This window comes from Streptomyces sp. NPDC102467, assembly GCF_044765445.1.
Taxonomy (GTDB): Bacteria; Actinomycetota; Actinomycetes; order Streptomycetales; family Streptomycetaceae; genus Streptomyces.
This window is the reverse complement of sequence record NZ_JBIWKA010000004.1, coordinates 218237-238587: the sequence shown is the minus strand read 5'-3', so window position 1 is coordinate 238587 and position 20351 is coordinate 218237. Positions and strand designations below refer to the sequence as shown.

At 72.6% G+C, this 20351-nt stretch carries 19 protein-coding genes and 1 pseudogene; 14 read left to right on the top strand and 6 right to left on the bottom strand.

Annotated elements, in window-relative coordinates; translation table 11 throughout:
* Positions 1–86: 86 nt before the first annotated feature.
* The 3 genes from ACIREE_RS09710 (at position 87) to ACIREE_RS09700 (ending at position 2484) form a co-directional block, all read left to right on the top strand.
* The gene (locus ACIREE_RS09710; RefSeq protein ID WP_404148775.1) at positions 87–1061 is read left to right on the top strand and encodes a hypothetical protein; all 975 of its coding nucleotides are present in this window, start codon (positions 87–89) and stop codon (positions 1059–1061) included.
* Positions 1062–1174: 113 nt separating this feature from the next.
* Positions 1175–1762: a helix-turn-helix domain-containing protein gene (locus tag ACIREE_RS09705; RefSeq protein WP_404148772.1), complete on the top strand. Its 588-nt coding sequence runs from the start codon at positions 1175–1177 to the stop codon at positions 1760–1762.
* A gap of 5 nt (positions 1763–1767) precedes the next feature.
* Positions 1768–2484, top strand: a complete 717-nt coding sequence (locus ACIREE_RS09700; RefSeq protein WP_404149386.1) for a helical backbone metal receptor — start codon at positions 1768–1770, stop codon at positions 2482–2484.
* A gap of 17 nt (positions 2485–2501) precedes the next feature.
* Here the strand turns inward: ACIREE_RS09700 and ACIREE_RS09695 are convergent, their stop codons facing one another.
* Entirely contained in the window at positions 2502–3641 is a 1140-nt protein-coding gene (locus ACIREE_RS09695; RefSeq protein ID WP_404149383.1) for a TDT family transporter, read from the bottom strand.
* A gap of 70 nt (positions 3642–3711) precedes the next feature.
* On the opposite strand from ACIREE_RS09695, the gene ACIREE_RS09690 reads away from it, so the two are divergent.
* Together ACIREE_RS09690 and ACIREE_RS09685 are read left to right on the top strand one after the other, a co-directional pair.
* Positions 3712–4653, top strand: coding sequence for a LysR family transcriptional regulator (locus ACIREE_RS09690; protein ID WP_404148769.1), 942 nt, complete (start codon positions 3712–3714; stop codon positions 4651–4653).
* 153 nt (positions 4654–4806) lie between these two features.
* A complete protein-coding gene (locus ACIREE_RS09685; RefSeq protein ID WP_404148766.1) occupies positions 4807–5790 on the top strand; it encodes an aminoglycoside phosphotransferase family protein in 984 nt (327 codons plus the stop codon).
* Here ACIREE_RS09685 and ACIREE_RS09680 read toward each other — a convergent pair.
* Positions 5744–6439: a gamma-glutamyl-gamma-aminobutyrate hydrolase family protein gene (locus ACIREE_RS09680; protein ID WP_404149381.1), complete on the bottom strand. Its 696-nt coding sequence runs from the start codon at positions 6437–6439 to the stop codon at positions 5744–5746. The two genes, ACIREE_RS09685 and ACIREE_RS09680, sit on opposite strands and share 47 nt — an antisense overlap.
* A gap of 217 nt (positions 6440–6656) precedes the next feature.
* Positions 6657–7382, bottom strand: coding sequence for a FadR/GntR family transcriptional regulator (locus ACIREE_RS09675; protein WP_404148763.1), 726 nt, complete (start codon positions 7380–7382; stop codon positions 6657–6659).
* A gap of 95 nt (positions 7383–7477) precedes the next feature.
* On the opposite strand from ACIREE_RS09675, the gene ACIREE_RS09670 reads away from it, so the two are divergent.
* From ACIREE_RS09670 to ACIREE_RS09650, 5 genes are all read left to right on the top strand, one after another.
* Entirely contained in the window at positions 7478–8836 is a 1359-nt protein-coding gene (locus ACIREE_RS09670; RefSeq protein WP_404148760.1) for a glutamine synthetase family protein, read from the top strand.
* Positions 8837–8847: 11 nt separating this feature from the next.
* Positions 8848–10242, top strand: a complete 1395-nt coding sequence (locus tag ACIREE_RS09665; RefSeq protein ID WP_404148758.1) for an aldehyde dehydrogenase family protein — start codon at positions 8848–8850, stop codon at positions 10240–10242.
* A 7-nt stretch (positions 10243–10249) separates the two neighbouring features.
* Positions 10250–11032, top strand: coding sequence for a 3-oxoacyl-ACP reductase (locus ACIREE_RS09660; RefSeq protein WP_404148757.1), 783 nt, complete (start codon positions 10250–10252; stop codon positions 11030–11032).
* A gap of 68 nt (positions 11033–11100) precedes the next feature.
* The gene (locus ACIREE_RS09655) at positions 11101–12381 is read left to right on the top strand and encodes a haloacid dehalogenase-like hydrolase (RefSeq protein ID WP_404148755.1); all 1281 of its coding nucleotides are present in this window, start codon (positions 11101–11103) and stop codon (positions 12379–12381) included.
* A 37-nt stretch (positions 12382–12418) separates the two neighbouring features.
* Positions 12419–13321, top strand: a complete 903-nt coding sequence (locus ACIREE_RS09650) for a DUF2510 domain-containing protein (RefSeq protein ID WP_404148752.1) — start codon at positions 12419–12421, stop codon at positions 13319–13321.
* A gap of 9 nt (positions 13322–13330) precedes the next feature.
* Here the strand turns inward: ACIREE_RS09650 and ACIREE_RS09645 are convergent, their stop codons facing one another.
* Positions 13331–14533, bottom strand: a complete 1203-nt coding sequence (locus tag ACIREE_RS09645) for an amino acid deaminase/aldolase (protein ID WP_404148750.1) — start codon at positions 14531–14533, stop codon at positions 13331–13333.
* Between the two features lie 140 nt (positions 14534–14673).
* Between ACIREE_RS09645 and ACIREE_RS09640 the strand changes: the two genes are divergently transcribed.
* Complete coding sequence (locus tag ACIREE_RS09640) at positions 14674–15966, top strand: hypothetical protein (RefSeq protein WP_404148747.1); 1293 nt, start codon at positions 14674–14676, stop codon at positions 15964–15966.
* Positions 15963–17123, top strand: a complete 1161-nt coding sequence (gene mycP / locus ACIREE_RS09635; RefSeq protein WP_404148744.1) for a type VII secretion-associated serine protease mycosin — start codon at positions 15963–15965, stop codon at positions 17121–17123. Before ACIREE_RS09640 ends, mycP begins: the two co-directional genes overlap by 4 nt.
* Here mycP and ACIREE_RS09630 read toward each other — a convergent pair.
* Entirely contained in the window at positions 17107–18057 is a 951-nt protein-coding gene (locus ACIREE_RS09630) for a serine hydrolase (RefSeq protein WP_404148741.1), read from the bottom strand. The genes mycP and ACIREE_RS09630 overlap by 17 nt on opposite strands.
* 96 nt (positions 18058–18153) lie before the next feature.
* Here ACIREE_RS09630 and ACIREE_RS09625 point away from each other — a divergent pair, with 96 nt between their 5' ends.
* Positions 18154–18903 (top strand): SseB family protein, encoded by a 750-nt coding sequence (locus tag ACIREE_RS09625; protein ID WP_404148738.1) that lies wholly within the window; start codon positions 18154–18156, stop codon positions 18901–18903.
* Here ACIREE_RS09625 and ACIREE_RS09620 read toward each other — a convergent pair.
* Positions 18900–19280 carry a DUF1844 domain-containing protein gene (locus tag ACIREE_RS09620; RefSeq protein ID WP_404148735.1) on the bottom strand — a complete coding sequence of 127 codons (381 nt, stop codon included), beginning with the start codon at positions 19278–19280 and terminating at the stop codon, positions 18900–18902. The two genes, ACIREE_RS09625 and ACIREE_RS09620, sit on opposite strands and share 4 nt — an antisense overlap.
* Positions 19281–19628: 348 nt before the next feature.
* On the opposite strand from ACIREE_RS09620, the pseudogene infC reads away from it, so the two are divergent.
* Positions 19629–20346, top strand: a pseudogene (infC, locus tag ACIREE_RS09615) (translation initiation factor IF-3).
* The last annotated feature ends 5 nt before the right edge of the window (positions 20347–20351 follow it).

The following is a 20351-nucleotide window of genomic DNA, read 5'->3' as shown; positions in this document are numbered from 1 at the left end:
GGGTTCCGTCGCAGCAGTCGCTGTGAGGGAACCCACCCCTCGGTCCGTTCCCCGCGCACCGTCGTCTCCGTACGCTCGATGGCACCGTGACCGCCGCCCGGCTCCGTGCCTTCGCCGCCGGCGCGCTCGCCGCTCTCCTGCTCCTGACGCAGTTGCCCGTCGCCCGCGCCTTCCCGGCCTCGGCGGCCACTGCCCGTTTTGCGGCACTTGCCGCCGATGTCACCCAGGCGGACGGTCATCGGTACGGGACGACCGACGGTGGCGGGCGCACCATGGACGCCGCACAGGTCGTGCAGGGCGCCGACGGGGCGTATCTGGCCGTTTACCACACGATGCTGCCCGACGGCCGGTTCCACGCGGCCGTCGCCACCTCCGCCGACCTCGTGCACTGGCGGCGCCGCCACGATTTCGGCGCGGGATCCAGTCAGCCGACGCTCGCCGCCGACGGCCGGGGCGGCTATGTCCTCGCCTACGAGAAGGACCCGGACAACCACATCGCGGTCCGCGGATACGCCGGTCCGCGCGCACTGCTCGCCGGGCGTGCCGCGCACTCCTTCGACGCGCCCCGCACCCTGTCGTCCTGCGCCGAGGGAACCCCGGCGATCACGGCCGTGCACGGCGACACCGTCGAGCTGACCGGGCACTACCGCGCGGACTGCGACACCGACCGCCAACTCACCGCCACGCTACGGGACTTCACCCACTGGCAGGCGGCACCCGCGCCCCGCCCCGACCGGGCCGTGGCGGCGTACGGAAACACCGGCAACATAGGCGACCGCGCCCCGCTGGAACTGGCCGGGCGGCCCATGACGCTCATCGAGGGGCAGCGGCGGCGCGACGACTTCGCCGGCTGGTCCACGTACGCCTACGATCCCGCGTCCGGCCGAGCCGACCGGATCGGGTTGCGCACGGGCGGTGGATCGACGTCCTTCGCCAATCCGTCGGCGACCCTGCTCACCGACCCCGACGGCCATCCCGCCCTGCTGGTCGGCCTGTTCATCCCCAAGGAAGGGGCCGCGCCGGGGGAGTCCGGGCAGCTCCTGTACTGGCGTGAGCTGTAGCGGACGGCCCGATCGGAGCGCACGGCTTCCCCCGCTCGCATGAAACCCTTTGACGAACCTGCGTAGGGTGCATTTGAACGAGCAGGACGAACCGGTGGGAGGGAGCGGACGTCATGGACGAGCACAAGGAGCCACTGCGCGTGGGCGCGGCCGTCCGGCGCCGTCGCCGGACCCTCGAGCTCACGCTCTCCGCCGTGGCCGAGCGCAGCGGCCTGTCCGTACCCTTCCTCAGCCAGGTCGAGAACGAGCGGGCCAGGCCCAGCAGCCGCTCCCTGGAGAAGGTCGCCGACGCCCTCGGCACCACCGCGATCGAACTCCTCGCCGCCGCGGACCCGGCCCGCACCGTCGACCTGGTGCGCGCCGACGACACGAGCGTCGAGGACGTCTCCGCGGAGGGCGGCGGTGACTTCGTCGTACGTTCCCTCGTCCGCGGCCACCATCAGATGAACGCCCAGGAATTCGTCGGCGACCACGACCCGGGCCGCGAGTTCCAGCTGCGCAACGACGTCCTGATGCATGTCACCGAAGGCGCCGTCGAGGTGGAGGCGGAGGGCCGCGCGTACCGGCTCGTGCGCGGCGACACGCTGTATCTGACCGGTGGCGTACGGCATCGGTGGCGGGCGACTGTGGCGGAGGCACGCGTCCTTGTGGTGGCGGTCGCGGAGCACATCGACGCGGTCGACGAACCAGGACCGAAGTAGTGGCGGTGCGGGTCGTCTCCCTGGTCCCCTCGCTCACCGAGGCCGTCGCCGTGACGCTGCCGGGCGTGCTGGTCGGCGCGACCGACTGGTGCAGCCATCCTGCCGGGCTCGACGTGGCCCGGATCGGCGGCACCAAGAACCCCGACGTGGCCGCGATCGTGGCCCTGCGCCCGGACCTGGTCGTCGCCAACGAGGAGGAGAACAGGGAGCCGGACCTTGCGGCCCTGCGCGCCGCGGGGATCGAGGTCCTGGTCACCGACATCCGCCGACTACCGCAGGCGCTACGGGAATTGGACCGGGTGCTGCGCGCGTGCGGGGCGGCCGCACGGCCCCGCTGGCTGGACGAGGCCGAGGCGGCGTGGTCCGCACAGGCCGCGCCGGAGCGCCGGTCGCGGGCCGTCGTGCCGATCTGGCGCCGCCCGTGGATGGTGCTCGGCCGCGCCACCTTCGCCGGCGACCTGCTGGCCCGCCTCGGTGTCGACAACGTGTACGCGGAGCATGCCGAGCGCTACCCGCGCGTCCCGCTCGACGAACTGCGCGCCGTCGGAGCGGACCTGGTCGTGCTGCCCGACGAGCCGTACCGCTTCACCGCCGACGACGGCCCGGAGGCGTTCGACGTCCCCGCCGCGCTGGTCAGCGGGCGCCATCTCACCTGGTACGGGCCGTCGTTGGGGGAGGCGGTGGGGGTGCTCGGCGCCTCTCTTCGCGCCGCGCACCGATAGACGTCGACAGGCCGAGGTCAGGCTCGCGCGGGCACGGGCGCAGGCGCCGCGAGCAGACGGCGGCTGAGCAGGCCGCGCGTCGTATGCACCGCGGCCACCACCCAGGCCGCGACCAGGACGGCGTAGAGCACGACGGCCAGGGCGTCGAACGCGGCCAGGCCCGTGTGGTTGCCCAGGCCCTCCGCGCCGGTGACACAGGTGCCGACGGGGAAGGTGAACGCCCACCACGTCATCGCGAACCCCATCCCCCTGCGGCGGGCCCGCACCACCAGGGCGACGGCGAGCGCCAGCCACAGCAGGGCGAACCCCGTCACCGGCACGCCGTAGAGCACCGCGAACGCCGTGAAGCCATGGGCGTAGGAGTCGGGGAGGACACCGCCCGCGACATCGGCGAACTTGTTGGCGGCGGTCGTCGACTGGCCCAGCGGGCCGAGGACGAGGAACAGGGTCGGGGTCAGCGCGATCGGAAGCGGTCCCGCGGTGACGAGACGCGCGAAGATCACCGGCAGCATGACGAGGGTCGCGAGCAGGCTCATGCCGAACATGCCGTAACAGGCGAGGAGGAACGTCTGCTGCCACGCCCCGGACGGCAGATGCGGGACGAGCAGCGGTCCGACGGCGGCGGACACCATGGGCGCCACGACGGGCAGCAGCCACACCGGGGAGGCCTGGCCCGGCTCGATCCGGTGCCGGACCACCATCAGATACGGGATGGCGACGGCCGCGGCGAGTCCGGTCAGCGTGCCCGCGACGAAGAGCACCGTGTCGACGGCGACCGCCGCGTCGAGCCCGATCCACTCCCGGCCCAGCAGCATCGTGCCGCCGCCGACCGCGAGCAGCGCCATCGACAGGCAGCCGTAGAAGGGGGCCACCGCCGGGTCCAGGAGGTGCGCCCGCGCCTGGTCGCGGTGGTGTGTCCAGTGCAGGGCCCGCGCGGCGACGAGCGCCAGCAGCGCCACGAACGACAGCGCCCACACCAGTGTGCAGGCCGTCCGCAGCCCGGTGAAGCCCGTCGGCAGGGTCGCCCCGGCGTTCGCCACGATCGCGGTGCCCATGACGGACGCGTACCAGTTGGGGCCGAGGTGGCGGACGGCGGCGGCGCGGGGCGCGCTGTCGCGGGTGCCGAGGGCTGCGGTGGGGTGGGCGACGGTGACCATGGCTCCACCGTCGCGCGCGGCCGGGGCCCCCACCAGGGACGTTGTCACTATGGGGGCATAAGCTTCGTTTATGAGCAAGGAGCGCAGTGGGCCCACGGACCCGATGGACCCGCCGCCGGGCATGCTCGCGCACCGCGTCCCCGACCTCGGCGCGCTGGAGCTGCTGCTCGCCGTGGCACGGCTCGGCAGCCTCGGCGGGGCCGCGCGCGAGCTCGGCATCACCCAGCCCGCGGCCAGCAGCCGGATCCGCTCGATGGAGCGGCAGCTCGGCCTCGCCCTCGTCGACCGTTCGCCGCGCGGCTCCCGGCTCACGGAGACGGGCGCCCTCGTCACGGACTGGGCGCGGCGCGTCGTGGAGGCGGCGGAGGAGTTCGACGCCGGGGCGCAGGCGCTGCGCGACCGGCGGGACTCGCGGCTGCGGGTGGCGGCGAGCATGACGATCGCCGAGTATCTGCTGCCGCGGTGGCTGATCGCGTTGCGGGCGGCGCGTCCCGACACCGCGGTGTCGCTGCTCGCGGGCAACTCGGCGGCGGTTGCCGAGCGGTTGCTCTCCGGCGAGGCGGATCTGGGGTTCGTGGAAGGTCTTTCGGTCCCGGCCGGGCTCGACTCGACGGTCATCGCCCACGACCGGCTGATCGTGGTGACCGCGCCGAGCCACCCCTGGGCCCGCAGGCGCCGGCCGCTCACGGGGGCCGAGCTGTCCGCTACTCCGCTCATCCTCCGGGAGCAGGGGTCGGGTACCCGGCAGGTGCTCGACGCGGCGCTCGGGGGGCTTGCCCGGCCCCTCATCGAGCTGTCCTCGACCACGGCGGTGAAAGCGGCCGCGGTGAGTGGGGCGGGGCCCTCGGTGCTGAGTGAGTTGGCGGTCGGGGAGGAGTTGGCCGGGCGGCGGCTCGTCCGGATTCCGCTGGAGGAGGTTCGGCTGGCGCGGGATCTTCGGGCGGTGTGGCCGACGGGGCACCTGCCGGTGGGGCCTGCCAGGGATTTGCTCGGGTTGACCCGGTCGGCCTGAGTTCTCTGACGTGCGGGCGGTCTGTTCGGTGCGCGGCGTCGGTGCCGAGGCCTCGGGGCTCCGCCCCGGACCCCGCTCCTCAAACGCCGGAGGGGCTGGGTACGGGGCCTAAATCGGTGGCGCAGGTCGCCTCGCGTCCCGCACCCTCGCCCCATGACCCAGGTCAGCCAAGCACCGCCCGCCGGCGGCGACCGCGTGCCCTGGGCCGACCTTCCCGAGCACGTCAAAGAGGCCCTCGCCGACGCGCTCGGGGCGCCTGTCGTGGTGGCTCGGACGCAGGGCGGGGGGTTCTCGCCCGGGGTCGCGGCCCGGGTTGTGCTTGCCGATGGGCGGCGTGCCTTCGTCAAGGCCGTCAGTGCCGACGTGAATCCGGTGAGCCCGCACTTTCACCGAGCCGAGGCGAAGAACGCCGCCGCGCTGCCGCCCGAGGTGCCCGCGCCGCGGTTGCTGGCCACGTACGACGACGGCACCTGGGTGGCGCTGGCCTTCGAGGATGTGGATGGGCGGCAGCCTCAAGTGCCCTGGGTGGATGGTGAGTTGCGGCGGGTGTTGGACGCTGTCGAGCGACTTGGCCGTATCCTCACGCCCGCCCCGCTCCCGGCGCCCCGGGTCGGTGAAGCCTTCGCCGAGAATTTCGACGGCTGGCGCCGGCTGGTGGAGGAAAAGCGGGTGGAGCGTGCGGGCCTCGGCTCGTGGGCCACCCGGAACGCCCCCGCGCTCGCCGAACTCGCGGCGCCCTGGGCCGAGTTCGCGCACGGTGACACTCTTGCCCACGCCGACCTGCGCGCCGACAACATGCTCCTGACCGCGCAGGGCGTGGTCTTCGTCGACTGGCCGCATGCCGTGCGCGCCGCCGACTGGTTCGACCTGCTCATCATGTTGCCCTGCGTCCGCGCCCAGGGCGGGCCCGACCCCGAACTCCTCTTCACCGGGCATCCGTTGGGCCGCGCCGCCGATCCGGACGGCGTCACGCGGACGCTGGCCGCCGTGGCCGGCTTCTTCCTCGACCAGGCCGCGCGGCCGGCTCCGCCGGGGCTGCCGAAGCTCCGGGCGTTCCAACGGGCCCAGGGCGAGGCCGCGTTGGCCTGGGTCAGAAGCCGTGCGGAGCGGCAGCGGCTCGTACCAGGCCTTCGGTGACCCGCGTGTCCTCGCCCATCTCGGGGTGCCACTGCACCCCCATCACCCAGGTCATGCCGAGCAGTTCGACGGCCTCGACGGTGCCGTCCGCGGCGTGCGCCGAGGCCACGAGACCCTTGCCCAACCGGTCGACGGCCTGATGGTGGTAGGTCGGGACGTCCGACACCTCCGGCGCGAGATCCCCGTACCGGGTGCCGGGCACCGGCGTCACGGTGTGCCGCCCGAAGGTCCCGATCTCCTTCACGTGGCCGTCGAGGTGCTGCGTCAGCGTCCCGCCGAGCGCCACGTTCAGCAGTTGCATGCCCCGGCAGATGCCGAGCAGCGGCGTGCCGGACATCATCGCGGCTCGGATCAGGGCGAGCTCCCACCTGTCCCGCTCCGTCGCCGCCGGGCCCGTGCGGGGGTCGCGCTCGGCGCCGTACCGCGCGGGGTCCACGTCCGGGCCGCCCGCGACGATCACCCCGTCGAGCCGCGCCACCACCGACGGCGCGTGCTTCGGGTCGTCGGGCGGCAGCATCATGGCGAGGCCGCCCGAATCCTGCACGAGCCGGGGGTAGCCGGCCGGGAGGAGCGCCGCGGGCAGCTCCCACACGCCCCAACCGGCCTGCTTCTCCAGGTAGGTGCTGATACCGATCAGCGGCCTGCTCACCATGGTGCCGTGCTCCCCAGCCTCGGTCGTGCGGTCGCGCTCCGTGCGGTCGTACTCCGTACGGCTGTGCTCCGTGCCGTCATGCTCCGAACGGTCGTGTTCCGTGCGGTCGTCCTCCGTGCGGCCTCAGAGCGTACGAGATCGTCGCGCGGGACACCGTGACGTTCAGCATGCGGGCACCGAGGAGCCGATCCAAAGGCATCAGCTCATACCTTTGTCAGGTCAAGAAGCCGCGCAGCAGCGCCGCCGTGCCGCCGCAGTGCTCGCGCGTCATCTCCCGCGCGCCGTCCGCGTCCCCGTCGAGCACGGCTTCCACCAGGGCGGTGTGCTGGGCTTGCGAATGCTCCAGGTTGCGTACCAGGAGCGGGATGCAGTCGAGGAGATCGTTCACCGTCGCGCGCACCGCCGCGTACTGGGCGGCGAGGGAGGGGGAGCCGCACAGTTCGGCAAGGGTGAGGTGGAGGAGGGTGTCCCGGCGGCGATAGTCGGCGAGCGGTGCGTCGTGGGTGCCGGCGAGGGCGGTGCGCAGGCGGCCGGCCCGGACGGCGTCGAGCCCGTGCGCGGCGCACAGCCCGGCGGCGCCCACCTCCAGGACCTCCCGGAAGCGCAGCACGTCCTCGACGTCCACACCCTGGATGCGGCGCCGCAGCTCGTCCTCGCCCGCCGCGCCGGGGCGGGGCAGCACGAACGTGCCGCCGTAGCGCCCGCGCCGCGACTCGACCAGGCCCTGGTCCTGCAGAACCTTCAGAACTTCCCGGAGGGTGACCCGGCTGATGCCGAGCCGGTCCGCCAACTCCCGCTCCGACGGCAGCCGTTCGCCGCCCGGCACCAGGCCGAGCCGGACGACCTGGAGGATCTGTTCGAGGGCCTCCTCGAAGCCGTTGCCCGCCCGGACGGGCCGCAGCACCGTCGCGAGGCCGCCGTCGGCGTCCGTGTGCGACATCTGGCCCAACCCCCTTCCCAACCAATGGTTCCCGGCAATACCTTATGGCTCTCGGCCGACCCAAGGGACCCCTGGGCCCCAAGGAGGTTTTTCCCGTGGCAGACCGCACACCCCCGCTCGCCGTGGAGGAGCTGCACGCCCTCGTCTCGGGCGGCGAGATCGACACGGTCGTCCTGGCCTTCCCCGATATGCAAGGGCGGCTCCAGGGCAAGCGGTTCGCCGCCCGGTTCTTCCTCGACGAGGTGCTCGAACACGGCACCGAGGGCTGCAACTACCTCCTCGCCGTCGACGCCGAGATGAACACCGTCGACGGCTACGCGATGTCCTCCTGGGACCGCGGCTACGGCGACTTCGCGATGCGCCCCGACCTGTCCACCCTGCGCCGTGTCCCGTGGAACGAGGGCACGGCGATGCTGATCGCCGACCTCGCCTGGGAGGACGGCTCGCCCGTGGTCGCCGCGCCCCGGCAGATCCTGCGCCGCCAGCTCGACCGGCTCGCCGAGAGCGGACTGAGCGCCCAGGTCGGCACCGAGCTGGAGTTCATCGTCTTCAAGGACACCTACGAGCAGGCCTGGGACGCGAACTATCGGGGCCTCACCCCGGCCAACCAGTACAACATCGACTACTCCGTCCTCGGCACCGGCCGTATCGAGCCCCTCCTGCGCCGGATCCGCAACGACATGGCAGGCGCGGGCCTCACCGTCGAGTCCGCCAAGGGCGAGTGCAACCCAGGGCAGCACGAGATCGTCTTCCGCTACGACGAAGCCCTCGTCACCTGCGACCAGCACGCCATCTACAAGACAGGCGCCAAGGAGATCGCCGCGCAGCAGGGCGTCTCGCTCACCTTCATGGCGAAGTACAACGAGCGCGAGGGCAACTCCTGCCACATCCACCTCTCGCTGACCGACGCGGACGGCACGAACGTGATGGCCGGGCCCGACGGGATGTCCGGGACCATGCGCCACTTCCTCGCCGGACAGCTGGCCGCCCTGCGCGACTTCTCCCTCCTCTACGCCCCGCACATCAACTCCTACAAGCGGTTCCAGCCGGGCTCCTTCGCCCCGACCGCCGTCGCCTGGGGCCACGACAACCGCACCTGCGCCCTGCGCGTCGTCGGCCACGGCCGCTCGCTCCGCTTCGAGAACCGACTCCCCGGCGGCGACGTCAACCCGCACCTGGCCGTCGCTGGCCTGGTCGCCGCCGGCCTGTACGGCGTCGAGCACAAGCTCGAACTCCCCGACGCCTGTACGGGGAACGCTTACGAATCCGGCTACGAGCACGTCCCCACCAGCCTGCGCGAGGCCGCCGAGCTGTGGGAGAACAGCGCCATCGCCAAGGCCGCCTTCGGGGACGAGGTCGTCGCCCACTACCGCAACATGGCGCGGGTCGAACTCGACGCGTTCGACGCCGCGGTGACCGACTGGGAGCTGCGCCGCTCCTTCGAACGCATGTGAGGACCCAGCCGTTGCACCCGTCACTCGAGGTACTGAACCCGGCGACCGAAGAGGTCGTCGCGATTGTCCCCGCCGCCACCGCCGAGGACATCGGCGCCGCCGTCGAACGCGCCGCACACGCCCAACGCGGCTGGGCGGCAGCCGCTCCGGCGGACCGCGCCCGCCTGCTGCGCCGCTTCGCCGGCACCGTCGATGAACACCTGGAAGAACTGGCCCAGTTGGAGGTACGCGAGGCCGGGCACCTCATCGGCAACGCGCGCTGGGAGGCCGGGAACGTACGCGACCTGCTGCTGTACGCGGCCGGCGGCGCCGAACGTCTCAACGGGGCGCAGATCCCCGCTCCCGGCGGCTGGAACGTCACCTTCCACGAACCGCTCGGCGTCGTCGGCGTCATCGCCCCCTGGAACTTTCCGATGCCGATCGCCGCCTGGGGCTCCGCCCCCGCACTCGCGGCCGGCAACGCCGTCGTCCTCAAACCCGCCGAGACCACCCCGCTGACCGCGCTCCGGCTCGCCGAACTCGCCCTGGAGGCGGGCCTGCCCGAAGGGCTCTTCCAGGTCCTGCCCGGCCAGGGAAGCGTCGCGGGCCGCGCCCTCGTCGACCACCCCGGCGTCGCGAAGGTCGTCTTCACCGGCTCCTCGCGCACCGGCCGCGAGATCATGGAGCGCTGCGCGGCCCTGGTCAAGCCGGTCACTCTCGAACTCGGCGGTAAAAGCCCCAACATCGTCTTCGCCGACGCGGACCTGCCCCGCGCCCTCGACCCGTTCTCCTTCCTCGACAACTCCGGCCAGGACTGCTGCGCCCGCACCCGCATCCTCGTCCAGGAGTCCGTGTACGAGGAGTGCGTGGCGCTGCTCACGGACGCGCTCGGCGCCGTCGTCGTGGGCGATCCGCTGGACGAGAAGACACAGATGGGTCCGCTGATTTCCCGTCACCAGCTGGACCGCGTAAGGGAGTTCGTGCCGGACACCGCGGTCGGCATCCGGGGCGGCGCCCCCACCGGGCCCGGGTTCTGGTTCCCGCCGACCGTGCTCAACGGCGAGGCGGCCGACTCCGCCGCGGCCACGGAGGAGATCTTCGGGCCCGTCGCGGTGCTGCTGCCGTTCACCGACGAGCGGGACGCGATCCGCCTCGCGAACGCCACCCCGTACGGCCTCGCCGGCTCGATCTGGACCCGGGACCTGGGGCGCGCCCTGCGCGTGTCGACGGCCGTCCGGGCCGGGAACCTGTCCGTCAACTCGCACTCCGCCGTGCGCTATTGGACCCCGTTCGGCGGCTACAAGCAGTCGGGGCTCGGCCGCGAACTGGGCCCCGACGCCCTGACTGCCTTCACCGAGACCAAGAACGTCTTCATCAGCACGGACAGTACGGACAGCACGGACAGCACGGACAGCGCGGAGGCCTGAGCACCTTATGACTGAAGAGATCATCTGCCGCCGGCTCGTCGGCCGCACCGCCGTCATCACGGGCGCAGGCAGCGGCATCGGCCTCGCCACCGCGCGCCGCCTCGCGTCCGAGGGCGCCCACGTCGTGTGCGGTGACATCGACGAGGCCGCGGGCAGGAAAGCGGCCGAGGAGGTCGACGGGACGTTCGTGAAGGTGGACGTCACCGACGCCGAACAGGTGGAGGCGCTCTTCAAGACCGCCTACGACACCTACGGCAGCGTCGACATCGCCTTCAACAACGCGGGCATCTCGCCGCCGGACGACGACTCCATCCTGGACACGGGCCTGGAGGCCTGGAAGCGCGTCCAGGACGTCAACCTCACCTCCGTGTACCTGTGCTGCAAGGCCGCCATCCCGTACATGCGGCGCCAGGGCAAGGGATCCATCATCAACACGGCGTCGTTCGTGGCGCGGATGGGCGCGGCGACGTCGCAGATCTCGTACACCGCCTCCAAGGGCGGCGTCCTCGCCATGTCCCGCGAGCTGGGTGTGCAGTTCGCCCGCGAGGGGATCCGGGTCAACGCCCTGTGCCCGGGGCCGGTCAACACCCCGCTCCTGCGCGAACTCTTCGCGAAGGACCCGGAGCGGGCCGCCCGGCGCCTCGTGCACATTCCGGTGGGCCGGTTCGCCGAGGCCACCGAGATCGCGGGGGCCGTCGCGTTTCTCGCCAGTGACGACGCCGCGTTCGTCAACGCCACCGACTTCCTTGTCGACGGCGGGATCTCGGGCGCGTACGTGACCCCCCTCTAGGGCCCTCGGCCAGACACCTCTGCGGGAACCCTGTGGCGGCGTCACTCGTGCGTGTACGGTCCACTCACATGCGTAACAGTCATGTTGCCGCGTGGACTTCGGCCGTGGTCACCACCCTGGTGGCCGCGGCTCTCGTCTCCCCTGCGGCCGCCGCCACGTCCGCGCCCACCGCTTCCCGTGCCTGCCCGCAGCTGTCGAAGAAGCTGCCGTGGTACGGGAAGAACCGGGCTCAGCTCCAGCGCATGATCGACGAACGGGGCAGCTGCGCGGGTCACCGCGGCCCGCGTCCCGTCGCCGCGTTCGACTGGGACAACACCGTGTCCAAGAACGACGTCACCGACGCGACCATCGCCTGGTCCCTCAAGCACGACAAGATCCTGCGCCCCGCGAGCTGGAAGAAGACCAGCAAGTGGCTGACGGACGACGCCGACAAGGCGCTCACCGCGGCCTGCGGCACAGCCGTCCCCGTGGGCGCCCCGCTGCCCACCTCCACCGACACCGACTGCACGGACGAGATCTTCAACATCCGTGAGTCCGGCAAGACCATGAGCGGCACCGCCGCCTTCGCGGGCGAGTGGAACCACCGCCGTACCGTGCCCCAGTACGCCTGGGTTCCGCAGCTGTTCGCCGGGCACACCGTCCCGGAGCTGGAGTCGTACGCGGCCGCCGCCCGCAAGGAGGCCCTCGCCGCGCCGGTCGGCGCCACCCAGAAGCTGGGCACGCACACCATCCCCGGCTACGTCCGCTACTACGACCAGCAGCGCGATCTGATCCGTACGCTCCAGAAGGCCGGCTTCGACGTCTACATCGTGTCCGCCGGGTCCGAGCCGGTGACCGAGGTGTGGTCGCGCGGCGTCGGCATCGACCGCAAGCACACCGTGGCGATCCGCTCCGTCCTCGACTCCAAGGACCGCATCACCACGTACAGCACCGGCTGCGGCGGTGTCCCCGTGAGCCAGGGCGAAGCCATTCCGTACATCGACGGCAAACGCTGCTGGATCAACCAGGAGATCTTCCACATCAAGGGCAAGGCAGCCTGGCAGAAGCAGAGTTGGGGCAAGCGCATCGCGCTCGGTGGCGGCGACGCCGACACCGACGTCACGTTCGTCGGCGACGCGACCGGCTCCCATCTCGTGCTCAACCGGAACAAGAACGAGATCATGTGCCGCGCCTACGACAACGCCGACGGACGCTGGGTCGCCAACCCGATGTTCATCGAGCCGCTGCCGAAGAAGTCCGGCACGTACCCGTGCTCGACGGCCGCCGACAACCTCCCCGGGGGCGGATTCGGACCGCTGCTGAGGGACGACGGTTCGGTCGTGCCGGATCAGGCCGACTCGGTGTACTGACGCGCTACCGATCTCCGGGGCGGCCTACAGTGCCGGAATGAGCATGCAGCCGCCGCCCGGCTGGTACCCGGACCCCCGCGCCCCCGCCACCGAACGCTGGTGGGACGGGGCCGCGTGGACGCAGGCCCACAGGCCCGCGCCGGTGGCCCTCGCGCGGCCGCCGCGGAAGCCGGGCGCCGGGCGCGGAAAGGCCGTCGCCGTGGCCGCCACGGGGATCGTGCTCGTGGCGGCCATCGTCGCCGGTGTCGTCGTGGTCGTGTCCGGCGACGGCGGCGCGGGCGGCACCGAGGCGCGGAACGGGCCCACCGGGTCCGCTCCGGCGTCGGCGCCGCCCACCACCAGCGCGGCGCCGTCCCCGACCGAGGACGCCACCCGGGTCACCGACCAGCTCAACGGCATCACGCTGCCCGTCGTCGACGGCTGGCAGAAAGCGGAGAACGTCGCCGACGACGACGTCCTGCTGACCACACCGCGCACCTACACCTGTCCGTACGACGACGGCCTGTGCCGCCACGGCACCGTCGCCACGCGCACCGTGACCGGCGTGGCGGCCGGCGCGAGCGCACGGGCCCTGGCCACGAAGGACGTCTCCGACGCCGCCGACCTCGCGTACGACACCGACGCGATCGGGCAGCGGCCGTTCGGCGGCATGACGGGCCACAAGGTCGTCGCCGAACGGCAGATCGCGGTCGCCGGGCGCGCGGGCTTCCTCGTGCGCTGGAAGGTCACGACGGCCGAGGGGCCCGGCGGTTACGTGCAGTCCGTGGTGTTCCCGTCCAGCGTCGGCTCGCAGTCCCTGGTCGCCGTGCGCTGCACCCTCGACGCGAGCGACGCGTCCCCGCCGCTCGCCGACCTCGACACGATCGTCAAGGGCATCCGGCCGGTGGGCGCCACGGGCGGCGGCGGGGGAGTGGGCAGCAGCGTCGGCCCGACAAACTAGCCGCGCCGCCTACAGGAACGTATAGCCCTCGCCGCGATACGTGGGCACGGCCGCGGTCACCGCGTCGCCCTCCACGAGGTGCAGCACCTCGAACCGCTCGCACAGTTCCCCGGCCTTCGCGTGCCGGAACCACACCTTGTCCCCGAGCAGCAGATCGTCGGCCGCCGAGCCGAGCAGCGGCGTCTGCACCTCACCCGGCCCTTCCTGGGCGTCGTAGCGCAGCCCCTCCGGCAGATACGGCACCGGCAGCCGGTCGGGGCCCGCGGCGCCCGACGCCGGATACCCGCCGCCCAGCACGGTCACGACCCCGACCCCGGGCCTGCGCACCACCGGCTGGGCGAACAGCGCGGCCGGACGCCCCCTGAACGACGTGTAGTTGTCGAAGAGACGCGGCACATAGAGGCCCGACCCGGCGGCGATCTCCGTGACCGCGTCCTCTGCGGCGGTGTGCTGCACGCTGCCCGTCCCGCCGCCGTTCACGAACTCCAGGTCCGGCGCCACCGCGCGCACCGCCCGCACCACTTCGCCGCGCCGCGCGGCCAGCTCCTTGCGCGCGGCGGCCTGCATCAGGCGGATCGCCCGCGACCGCACCGGACGCCCCGTCAGCGCGTCCCCGACCCCGGCCACATGACCCTCGTACGCCATGATCCCCACGAGCCGGAAACCGGGTTTGCGTGCCACGGCCCGCGCCAGGTCGGCGAGTTGGGCCGGGGTGCGCAGTGGGGAGCGCAGGGCGCCGATCCGCACCCGGCCGCCCAGGACCCGCCACGACGTGTCGAGCTCCAGGCAGACCCGGATCTCCTCGCGGCCCCCGTCCCTGGCGTCGTCGATCAGCCGCAGCTGCGCCGGGTCGTCGATCATCACGGTCACGGCGGCGGCCAGCTTCGCGTCGTGCGCCAGCTCGGCGAAACCGGCCCGGTCCGCGGACGGATACGCGAGCAGCACGTCCTCGAACCCGGACCGCGCCAGCCACACCGACTCCGCCAGCGTGAACGACATGATCCCGGCGAACCCGGGCCGCGCGAGCACCCGCTCCAACAGGGCCCGGCACCGCACGGACTTGCTCGCCACCCGGATCGGCTTCCCGGCGGCACGGCGTACGAGATCGTCGGCGTTCGCGTCGAAGGCGTCCAGATCCACGATCGCCAGCGGGGCGTCGAGGTGTGCGGTGGCCCGGTCGAAGCGGGCCCTGTCGGCGGCGCGCGGTGTCATGACCGAAGCCTGCCAGACCCGATTACCGCAGGGTAGAGGGACGATCCGGGCAGATCGGCCAAGGCCGTGGACTGAGGGGCCCGGTCCATGGGCAGGCCCGTTAGAGTGACGCGCACGCTGGCTTGAGGAAACGGGGAGGCATGAGCACGGAAGCCCGACGTGTCCCGCCGCGTCCCACGACGCCACCGCCTCCGGCCGGCCCGCCCCGCCCGGCGCACGCACCCGCGCCCGCGCAGGAGGGCGACTCGCAACTCCCGGACGGCGCACCCCCGTTGCCCAGCACACCGCCCCCACCGGCCCCGTCGTCCCGCTTCCCGGACACCCCGCCGCGCCGCTCCCACCCCCTCCCGCCCGAGACGGGCCCCGCCGGGGGATCCCCTTCCCTCCCGCCCGAGGCAAGCCCCGCCAGGGGTGCGGGGAACGGCGCGAGCAACCACGACGGCACGGCACCCGCCCACACCACCGCGGCCCCCCACGGCGGCGCCGATGCGCACCAGAACGAGACCACCACTCGTCTGCGCCCCATACCCCCGGCCCCGGCGGGGCCCGCACAAGGCGCCCGGAGGGCGGTGGGCACCGTCGACCTCACCCCCCTCCCGGGCACGGCAGGCCGGCCCTTCGTCCGGTTCGCGCGCCCCGAGCACTACGACGACAGCACGACCCGGCTGCGCCCCATCGGCGCCCGCCTGCGCCCCCGCGCCGCGGCCGCGGCGGCCTGCCTCGTGCTCGGCCTCGGCCTGATCGGCGGCGCCGCGACCGGCTCCCTGCTCACCGGCGACGGGGCCGTCTCCGCGCAGACCGCCTACCGCGACGCCGCCGAACTGTGGCACGGCATCCCCGTCGACCGGCTCTTCCCCCGCACCCTGAACGGCGAGGGGGCAGGCCCCGGCGGCGCCGACCGCACCTGGACCCGGATCGGTGTCGCCCCCGACAGCGGCTGCGGCAAGGCCTTCGACCCGCTCCTGTACAAGGCGCTGCGCCCCGGCGGCTGCCTGCGCCTGCTGCGGGCCACCTACACGGACGCCACGCAGAGCAACGTCACCACCGTCGGCCTGATGTTCACCAGCGCCGACGCCGAGGCGGCCAAGGCGCTGCGCACCCGCTTCACCGAGGACGGCCTCGACCGGCGCCCCGACCTCGTGCCCCGCCCGTACGCCGTGCCGGGCACCGTCGCCGCGGACTTCGGTGACGCCCAGCGCGCGTCCTGGTCCATCAACGTCCTGACCGACGCCCCGGTCGTCGTCTACGCGGTCTCCGGGTTCGCCGACGGGCGCACCGTCGCGGACCCCGAGCCGGCCGTCGAGGCGATGAAGGCGGACGCCACCGAGGCTCCCGCCCAGGCCGGACTCGGCCACGAGGCCCAGGGCATCGCCGACCGCGTCGAACGAGGCCTGCGCAAGGCCGTCCAGAAGTCCACGGAGCAGCCGTCATGAAGCGCCCCCACCGGATCGCCGCCCTCGCGGGTGCAGCGGCCCTCGCCCTGCTCCCGTCCGCCGCCGCGCACGCCGACTCGGTCCGCTCCCAGCAGTGGGGCCTGGCGGCCATGCACACCCAGGACGCGTGGCGCACCACGAAGGGCAAGGGCATCACGGTCGCCGTCCTGGACACCGGCGTCGACGACCAGCACCCCGACCTCGCGGGCAACGTCCTCACCGGCAAGGACCTCATCGGCTTCGGCGCGGGCCGAGGCGACCGCCCCTGGGCCCGCCACGGCACCGCCATCGCCGGCATCATCGCGGGCCACGGACACGGCACGGGCAACGGGGACGGCGTCATCGGCATCGCCCCCGAAGCCAAGATCCTCCCCGTCCGGGTGATCCTGGAGGACGGCGACGCGTCCCGCGCCAAGGCCCGCGAGACGCGCGGCAACGCCCTCGCCGACGGCATCCGCTGGGCCGCCGACCACGGCGCCGACGTCATCAACCTCTCGCTCGGCGACGACTCCCCGACCGCGCACGCGGAGGCGGGCGAGGACGAAGCCGTCCAGTACGCGCTGAAGAAGGGCGTCTCTGTCGTCGCCTCCGCGGGCAACGGCGGCAAGAAGGGCGACCACATCTCCTATCCGGCCGCCTACCCCGGCGTCATCACGGCCACCGCCGTCGACGCGGCGGGCAACCGCGCCTACTTCTCCACCCGCCGCTGGTACGCCACCGTCGCCGCCCCCGGCCGGGGCATCGTCACCGCCGATCCCGACCGCCGGTACTACTCGGCGTGGGGCACCAGCGCCGCCTCCGCGTTCGTCTCCGGCGCCGTCGCCCTGGTCCGCGCCGCACACCCGGGCCTGAACCCCGCGCAGATCAAGCAGCTCATGGAGGACACCGCAGAGGACCCGCCGACCGGCGGCCGCGACGACTCACGCGGCTACGGCATGGTCGACCCGGCCGCCGCGATCCGCGCCGGCGGGAAGCTGAAGCCGCAGGGGCTGACTTCGGCCGCGTACGGCGAGAAGTACTTCGGTCCGGGACCGGACGACCCGGACGAGGACGGACCGGCCGGCTGGGTCGCCCCGGTCGCCTACGTACTGGGCGCCCTGCTGCTCGGCGCGGCCGTCCACCTGTGGCGCGGCCACCGGCTCAGCCGTCGTCGCTGAGCGCCTGCACGGCGGCCTTCGCCACGTCCTCCACGAGTGAGATCCCGGCGTCCTTGGTGACTTGGCCGTTGGAGAGCACGGCCACCAGATACTGCTTGCCGTCCACGCTGACCCGGCCGACGCTGTTGATGTCCCACAGCCCCGTGGTGCTCCGCTGCAGCCACCCGTTCTTCAGCTCGGCTCCGGCCGATCCCGCCGCGGAGACGCCCCACGCCTGATCGCTCTCGACGTTCCCCATCAGCTCCTGGACGTACGCCTGCGAGGCCGCGCTCAGTGCGCTGTCCCCGGTGTCCCCTGTGTCTCCGACCCCGAACACCTGCTTGAGCAGGGCGAGTTGATCGTCGGCCGTGGTCTGGGTGAGTCCCCACAGCGGTCCGTCGCCGCCCGTGGTGCTGGTCAGTCCGAGGCGCTCGTTCGCCGCGTCGAGCCCGTCCGCCGTGCCGATGGCGTCCCACAGCGCGGTCGTCGCCGCGTTGTCACTCTTCTCGATCATCGCCGTGGCGTATGTCTTCTCCTGCGCGGTCAGTGTCCGCCCGTCGTCCTGCGCCTGCAGCAGCAGCGCGGCCAGCACGTCGACCTTCACGATGCTCGCGGTGTCGTAGGTCCCGTCGCCGGACGCATACGTCGCACTCGCGCCGTCCGTCACGTCGAGCACGGCCACGGAGACGTCGCCGTCGTGCCCGTCGGCCGCGGAGCGCACGGCCTCGGCGAGCCGGTCGTCCCGGTCCACGGTGGGAGAGGGAGAAGGTGTCACGGAACCCCCGGTGGCTGCGGCGACCTTCGACACGAGGGCAGTCGCGTCGTGCGCCTGCGCCTTCACATAGACCGTAGTGCCGGCGGTGGCGGCGAGAAGCACCGCGGAGGCGACGGCCGCGTGGACGAGGGGACGCCGGCGACCGGTACGTTCCCGCCGCCGTCTTGTTCCGTGGGACATGCGACCGATGGTCCGGCGCGGTCCTGTGCGGACCATGAGCCGCACCTCCGGGTCCGCTGAGAACCCGGATCCGTCCGCTCGGTAGGGTCGGTGAACGTGGCGAACAAGAACATTCCCGACCCCGGCTTCTCCGACGACGACGGCACGGCGGACCCGCGCCTCGCCGACGCCCTGGCCGCCTGGTCACAGGAGCGCACGGCCCATGGGCCGGTCCTGGCGGCACTGAAGGACGCCCGCCTGCTGGTCCCCGTCGTCGCGGTCCTGGGCGAGGTCGAGGAGGACGAGAACGGCCTGCGCCGGGAGAAGACCAGCGACATGGCGGTCCCGACGCTCAAGGCGGGCAACCGCACCGCACTGCCCGCCTTCACCTCGACCCGCTCCCTGGCCCTGTGGGACCCCGAGGCCCGCCCGGTCGCCGTCCCGCTGCACCAGGCGCTCCAGGCCGCTGCCCACGAAAAGGCGGACACGGTCGTCCTCGACCTCGCGGGCCCGGTCCCGTACGAGATCACCGGCGCCGCGCTCTACGCACTCGCCGAGGGCCGCAGCAATGCCGACCCGCTGGCCGACCCGGCGGTCACCGGCGCGGTCCGCGCGGCGGTCGCCGCCGAGCCCGCCGTGCGCCGCGCCCACCTGGGCCCCGGCGCGGCGGACGGCGTCCTCGCCCTGGTCATCGAACCGGGCGCCGACCCGGCGACGACGGCACAGGCCGTGGCCCGGCGCATCGCCGCCGACGAAACACTGAGGGCCCGCCTGGTGCGCGGCCTCGACCTGGCACTTCTGCCGGCCGGGGCGACGCCACCGGGCGAGCCCTTCTACGTAAGGGAGAGCGACCAGGGCCTGTCCTAGCCGTACACGGGCCCCGTGTACTTCTCACCCGGGCCCTGCCCCGGCTCGTCCGGCACGACCGACGCCTCGCGGAACGCCAGCTGCAGCGACTTCAGACCGTCACGCAGCGGCGCCGCGTGGAACGAGCTGATCTCCGTCGCACTGCCGTCGAGCAGTCCGGCCAGGGCGTGGATCAGCTTGCGGGCCTCGTCGAGGTCCTTGTGGGCGTCGCCCTCCTCGGTAAGGCCCAGCTTCACCGCGGCGGCGCTCATCAGGTTCACCGCGACCGTCACGATGACCTCGACGGCGGGTACCTCGGCGATGTCGCGGGTCAGCGCGTCGTAGTCGGGACTCTGGGGGGAAGCCCCCGAAGGGGCTGCGGGGGTGGCGTCACTCATGCCCCACACGATATGCCGCCCGCGCACCCGGTTGGGCGCACCCCCCAAGTGCTGCTAACCTTGTGTAACGACCGGCCGGATACCCACGTCCACAGGACCTGAGTGACCGGCCCACAAGTGGAGGCTCCGATCTCCCACCTGATCGCCCTGGCGGGCGGCGGGTCACCGGTCAGATGGTCCCCATCGTTCCGTACGGACGATGGAGCCGTCCGAGTTTGCGCCCCGCGGTCCACCGTGGCGGTGCTCCGGTAGTTCTTTGGAGCCCCGCGTGTGTACCGTCCGGGGCATTTTTTATGCGTCGGCACGGTTGGTAGTCACTGAAAATACGCGGCGGTCCGCCAGGCCGTCGTGTGGTGCTAACCGAGGAGGATCCATCAGCGCCGAGCCCCGCATCAACGACCGGATTCGCGTTCCCGAAGTGCGTCTTGTCGGTCCAAGCGGCGAGCAGGTCGGGATTGTTCCGCTTGCCAAGGCCCTTGAGCTCGCTCAGGAGTACGACCTCGACCTCGTCGAGGTGGCGGCGACAGCCCGTCCGCCCGTCTGCAAGCTCATGGACTACGGGAAGTTCAAGTACGAGTCGGCCATGAAGGCCCGTGAGGCGCGCAAGAACCAGGCGCACACGGTCATCAAGGAGATGAAGCTCCGGCCGAAGATCGACCCGCACGACTATGACACCAAGAAGGGTCACGTTGTCCGGTTCCTCAAGCAGGGCGACAAGGTCAAGATCACGATCATGTTCCGTGGTCGCGAGCAGTCCCGGCCGGAGCTCGGCTACCGACTGCTGCAGCGTCTCGCGAACGACGTCGAAGACCTCGGGTTCATCGAGTCGAACCCGAAGCAGGACGGCCGAAACATGATCATGGTTCTCGGCCCGCACAAGAAGAAGACCGAGGCGATGGCCGAGGCTCGTGAGGCGCAGGCCGCCCGCAAGGCCGACGCCAAGGCCAACCCCGGCAAGTCGCAGAACGCGGCTGAGGACGAGGCCGACATCGAAGGCATCGAGGACGCTGCGGCGCCCGCCGACGTCTCTGCCGAAACCCCCGCCGAGGCTCCTGCCGAGGCATGATCCGG

Excerpts from the sequence above, each read along its gene's own strand:
- ACIREE_RS09705 (WP_404148772.1), top strand. The coding sequence starts at position 1,175 with ATGGACGAGCACAAGGAGCCACTGCGCGTGGGCGCGGCCGTCCGGCGC.
- ACIREE_RS09695 (WP_404149383.1), bottom strand. The coding sequence starts at position 3,641 with ATGGTCACCGTCGCCCACCCCACCGCAGCCCTCGGCACCCGCGACAGC.
- ACIREE_RS09690 (WP_404148769.1), top strand. The coding sequence starts at position 3,712 with ATGAGCAAGGAGCGCAGTGGGCCCACGGACCCGATGGACCCGCCGCCG.
- ACIREE_RS09685 (WP_404148766.1), top strand. The coding sequence starts at position 4,807 with ATGACCCAGGTCAGCCAAGCACCGCCCGCCGGCGGCGACCGCGTGCCC.
- ACIREE_RS09675 (WP_404148763.1), bottom strand. The coding sequence starts at position 7,382 with ATGTCGCACACGGACGCCGACGGCGGCCTCGCGACGGTGCTGCGGCCC.
- ACIREE_RS09660 (WP_404148757.1), top strand. The coding sequence starts at position 10,250 with ATGACTGAAGAGATCATCTGCCGCCGGCTCGTCGGCCGCACCGCCGTC.
- ACIREE_RS09655 (WP_404148755.1), top strand. The coding sequence starts at position 11,101 with ATGCGTAACAGTCATGTTGCCGCGTGGACTTCGGCCGTGGTCACCACC.
- ACIREE_RS09650 (WP_404148752.1), top strand. The coding sequence starts at position 12,419 with ATGAGCATGCAGCCGCCGCCCGGCTGGTACCCGGACCCCCGCGCCCCC.
- ACIREE_RS09645 (WP_404148750.1), bottom strand. The coding sequence starts at position 14,533 with ATGACACCGCGCGCCGCCGACAGGGCCCGCTTCGACCGGGCCACCGCA.
- ACIREE_RS09640 (WP_404148747.1), top strand. The coding sequence starts at position 14,674 with ATGAGCACGGAAGCCCGACGTGTCCCGCCGCGTCCCACGACGCCACCG.
- mycP (WP_404148744.1), top strand. The coding sequence starts at position 15,963 with ATGAAGCGCCCCCACCGGATCGCCGCCCTCGCGGGTGCAGCGGCCCTC.
- ACIREE_RS09630 (WP_404148741.1), bottom strand. The coding sequence starts at position 18,057 with ATGTCCCACGGAACAAGACGGCGGCGGGAACGTACCGGTCGCCGGCGT.
- ACIREE_RS09620 (WP_404148735.1), bottom strand. The coding sequence starts at position 19,280 with ATGAGTGACGCCACCCCCGCAGCCCCTTCGGGGGCTTCCCCCCAGAGT.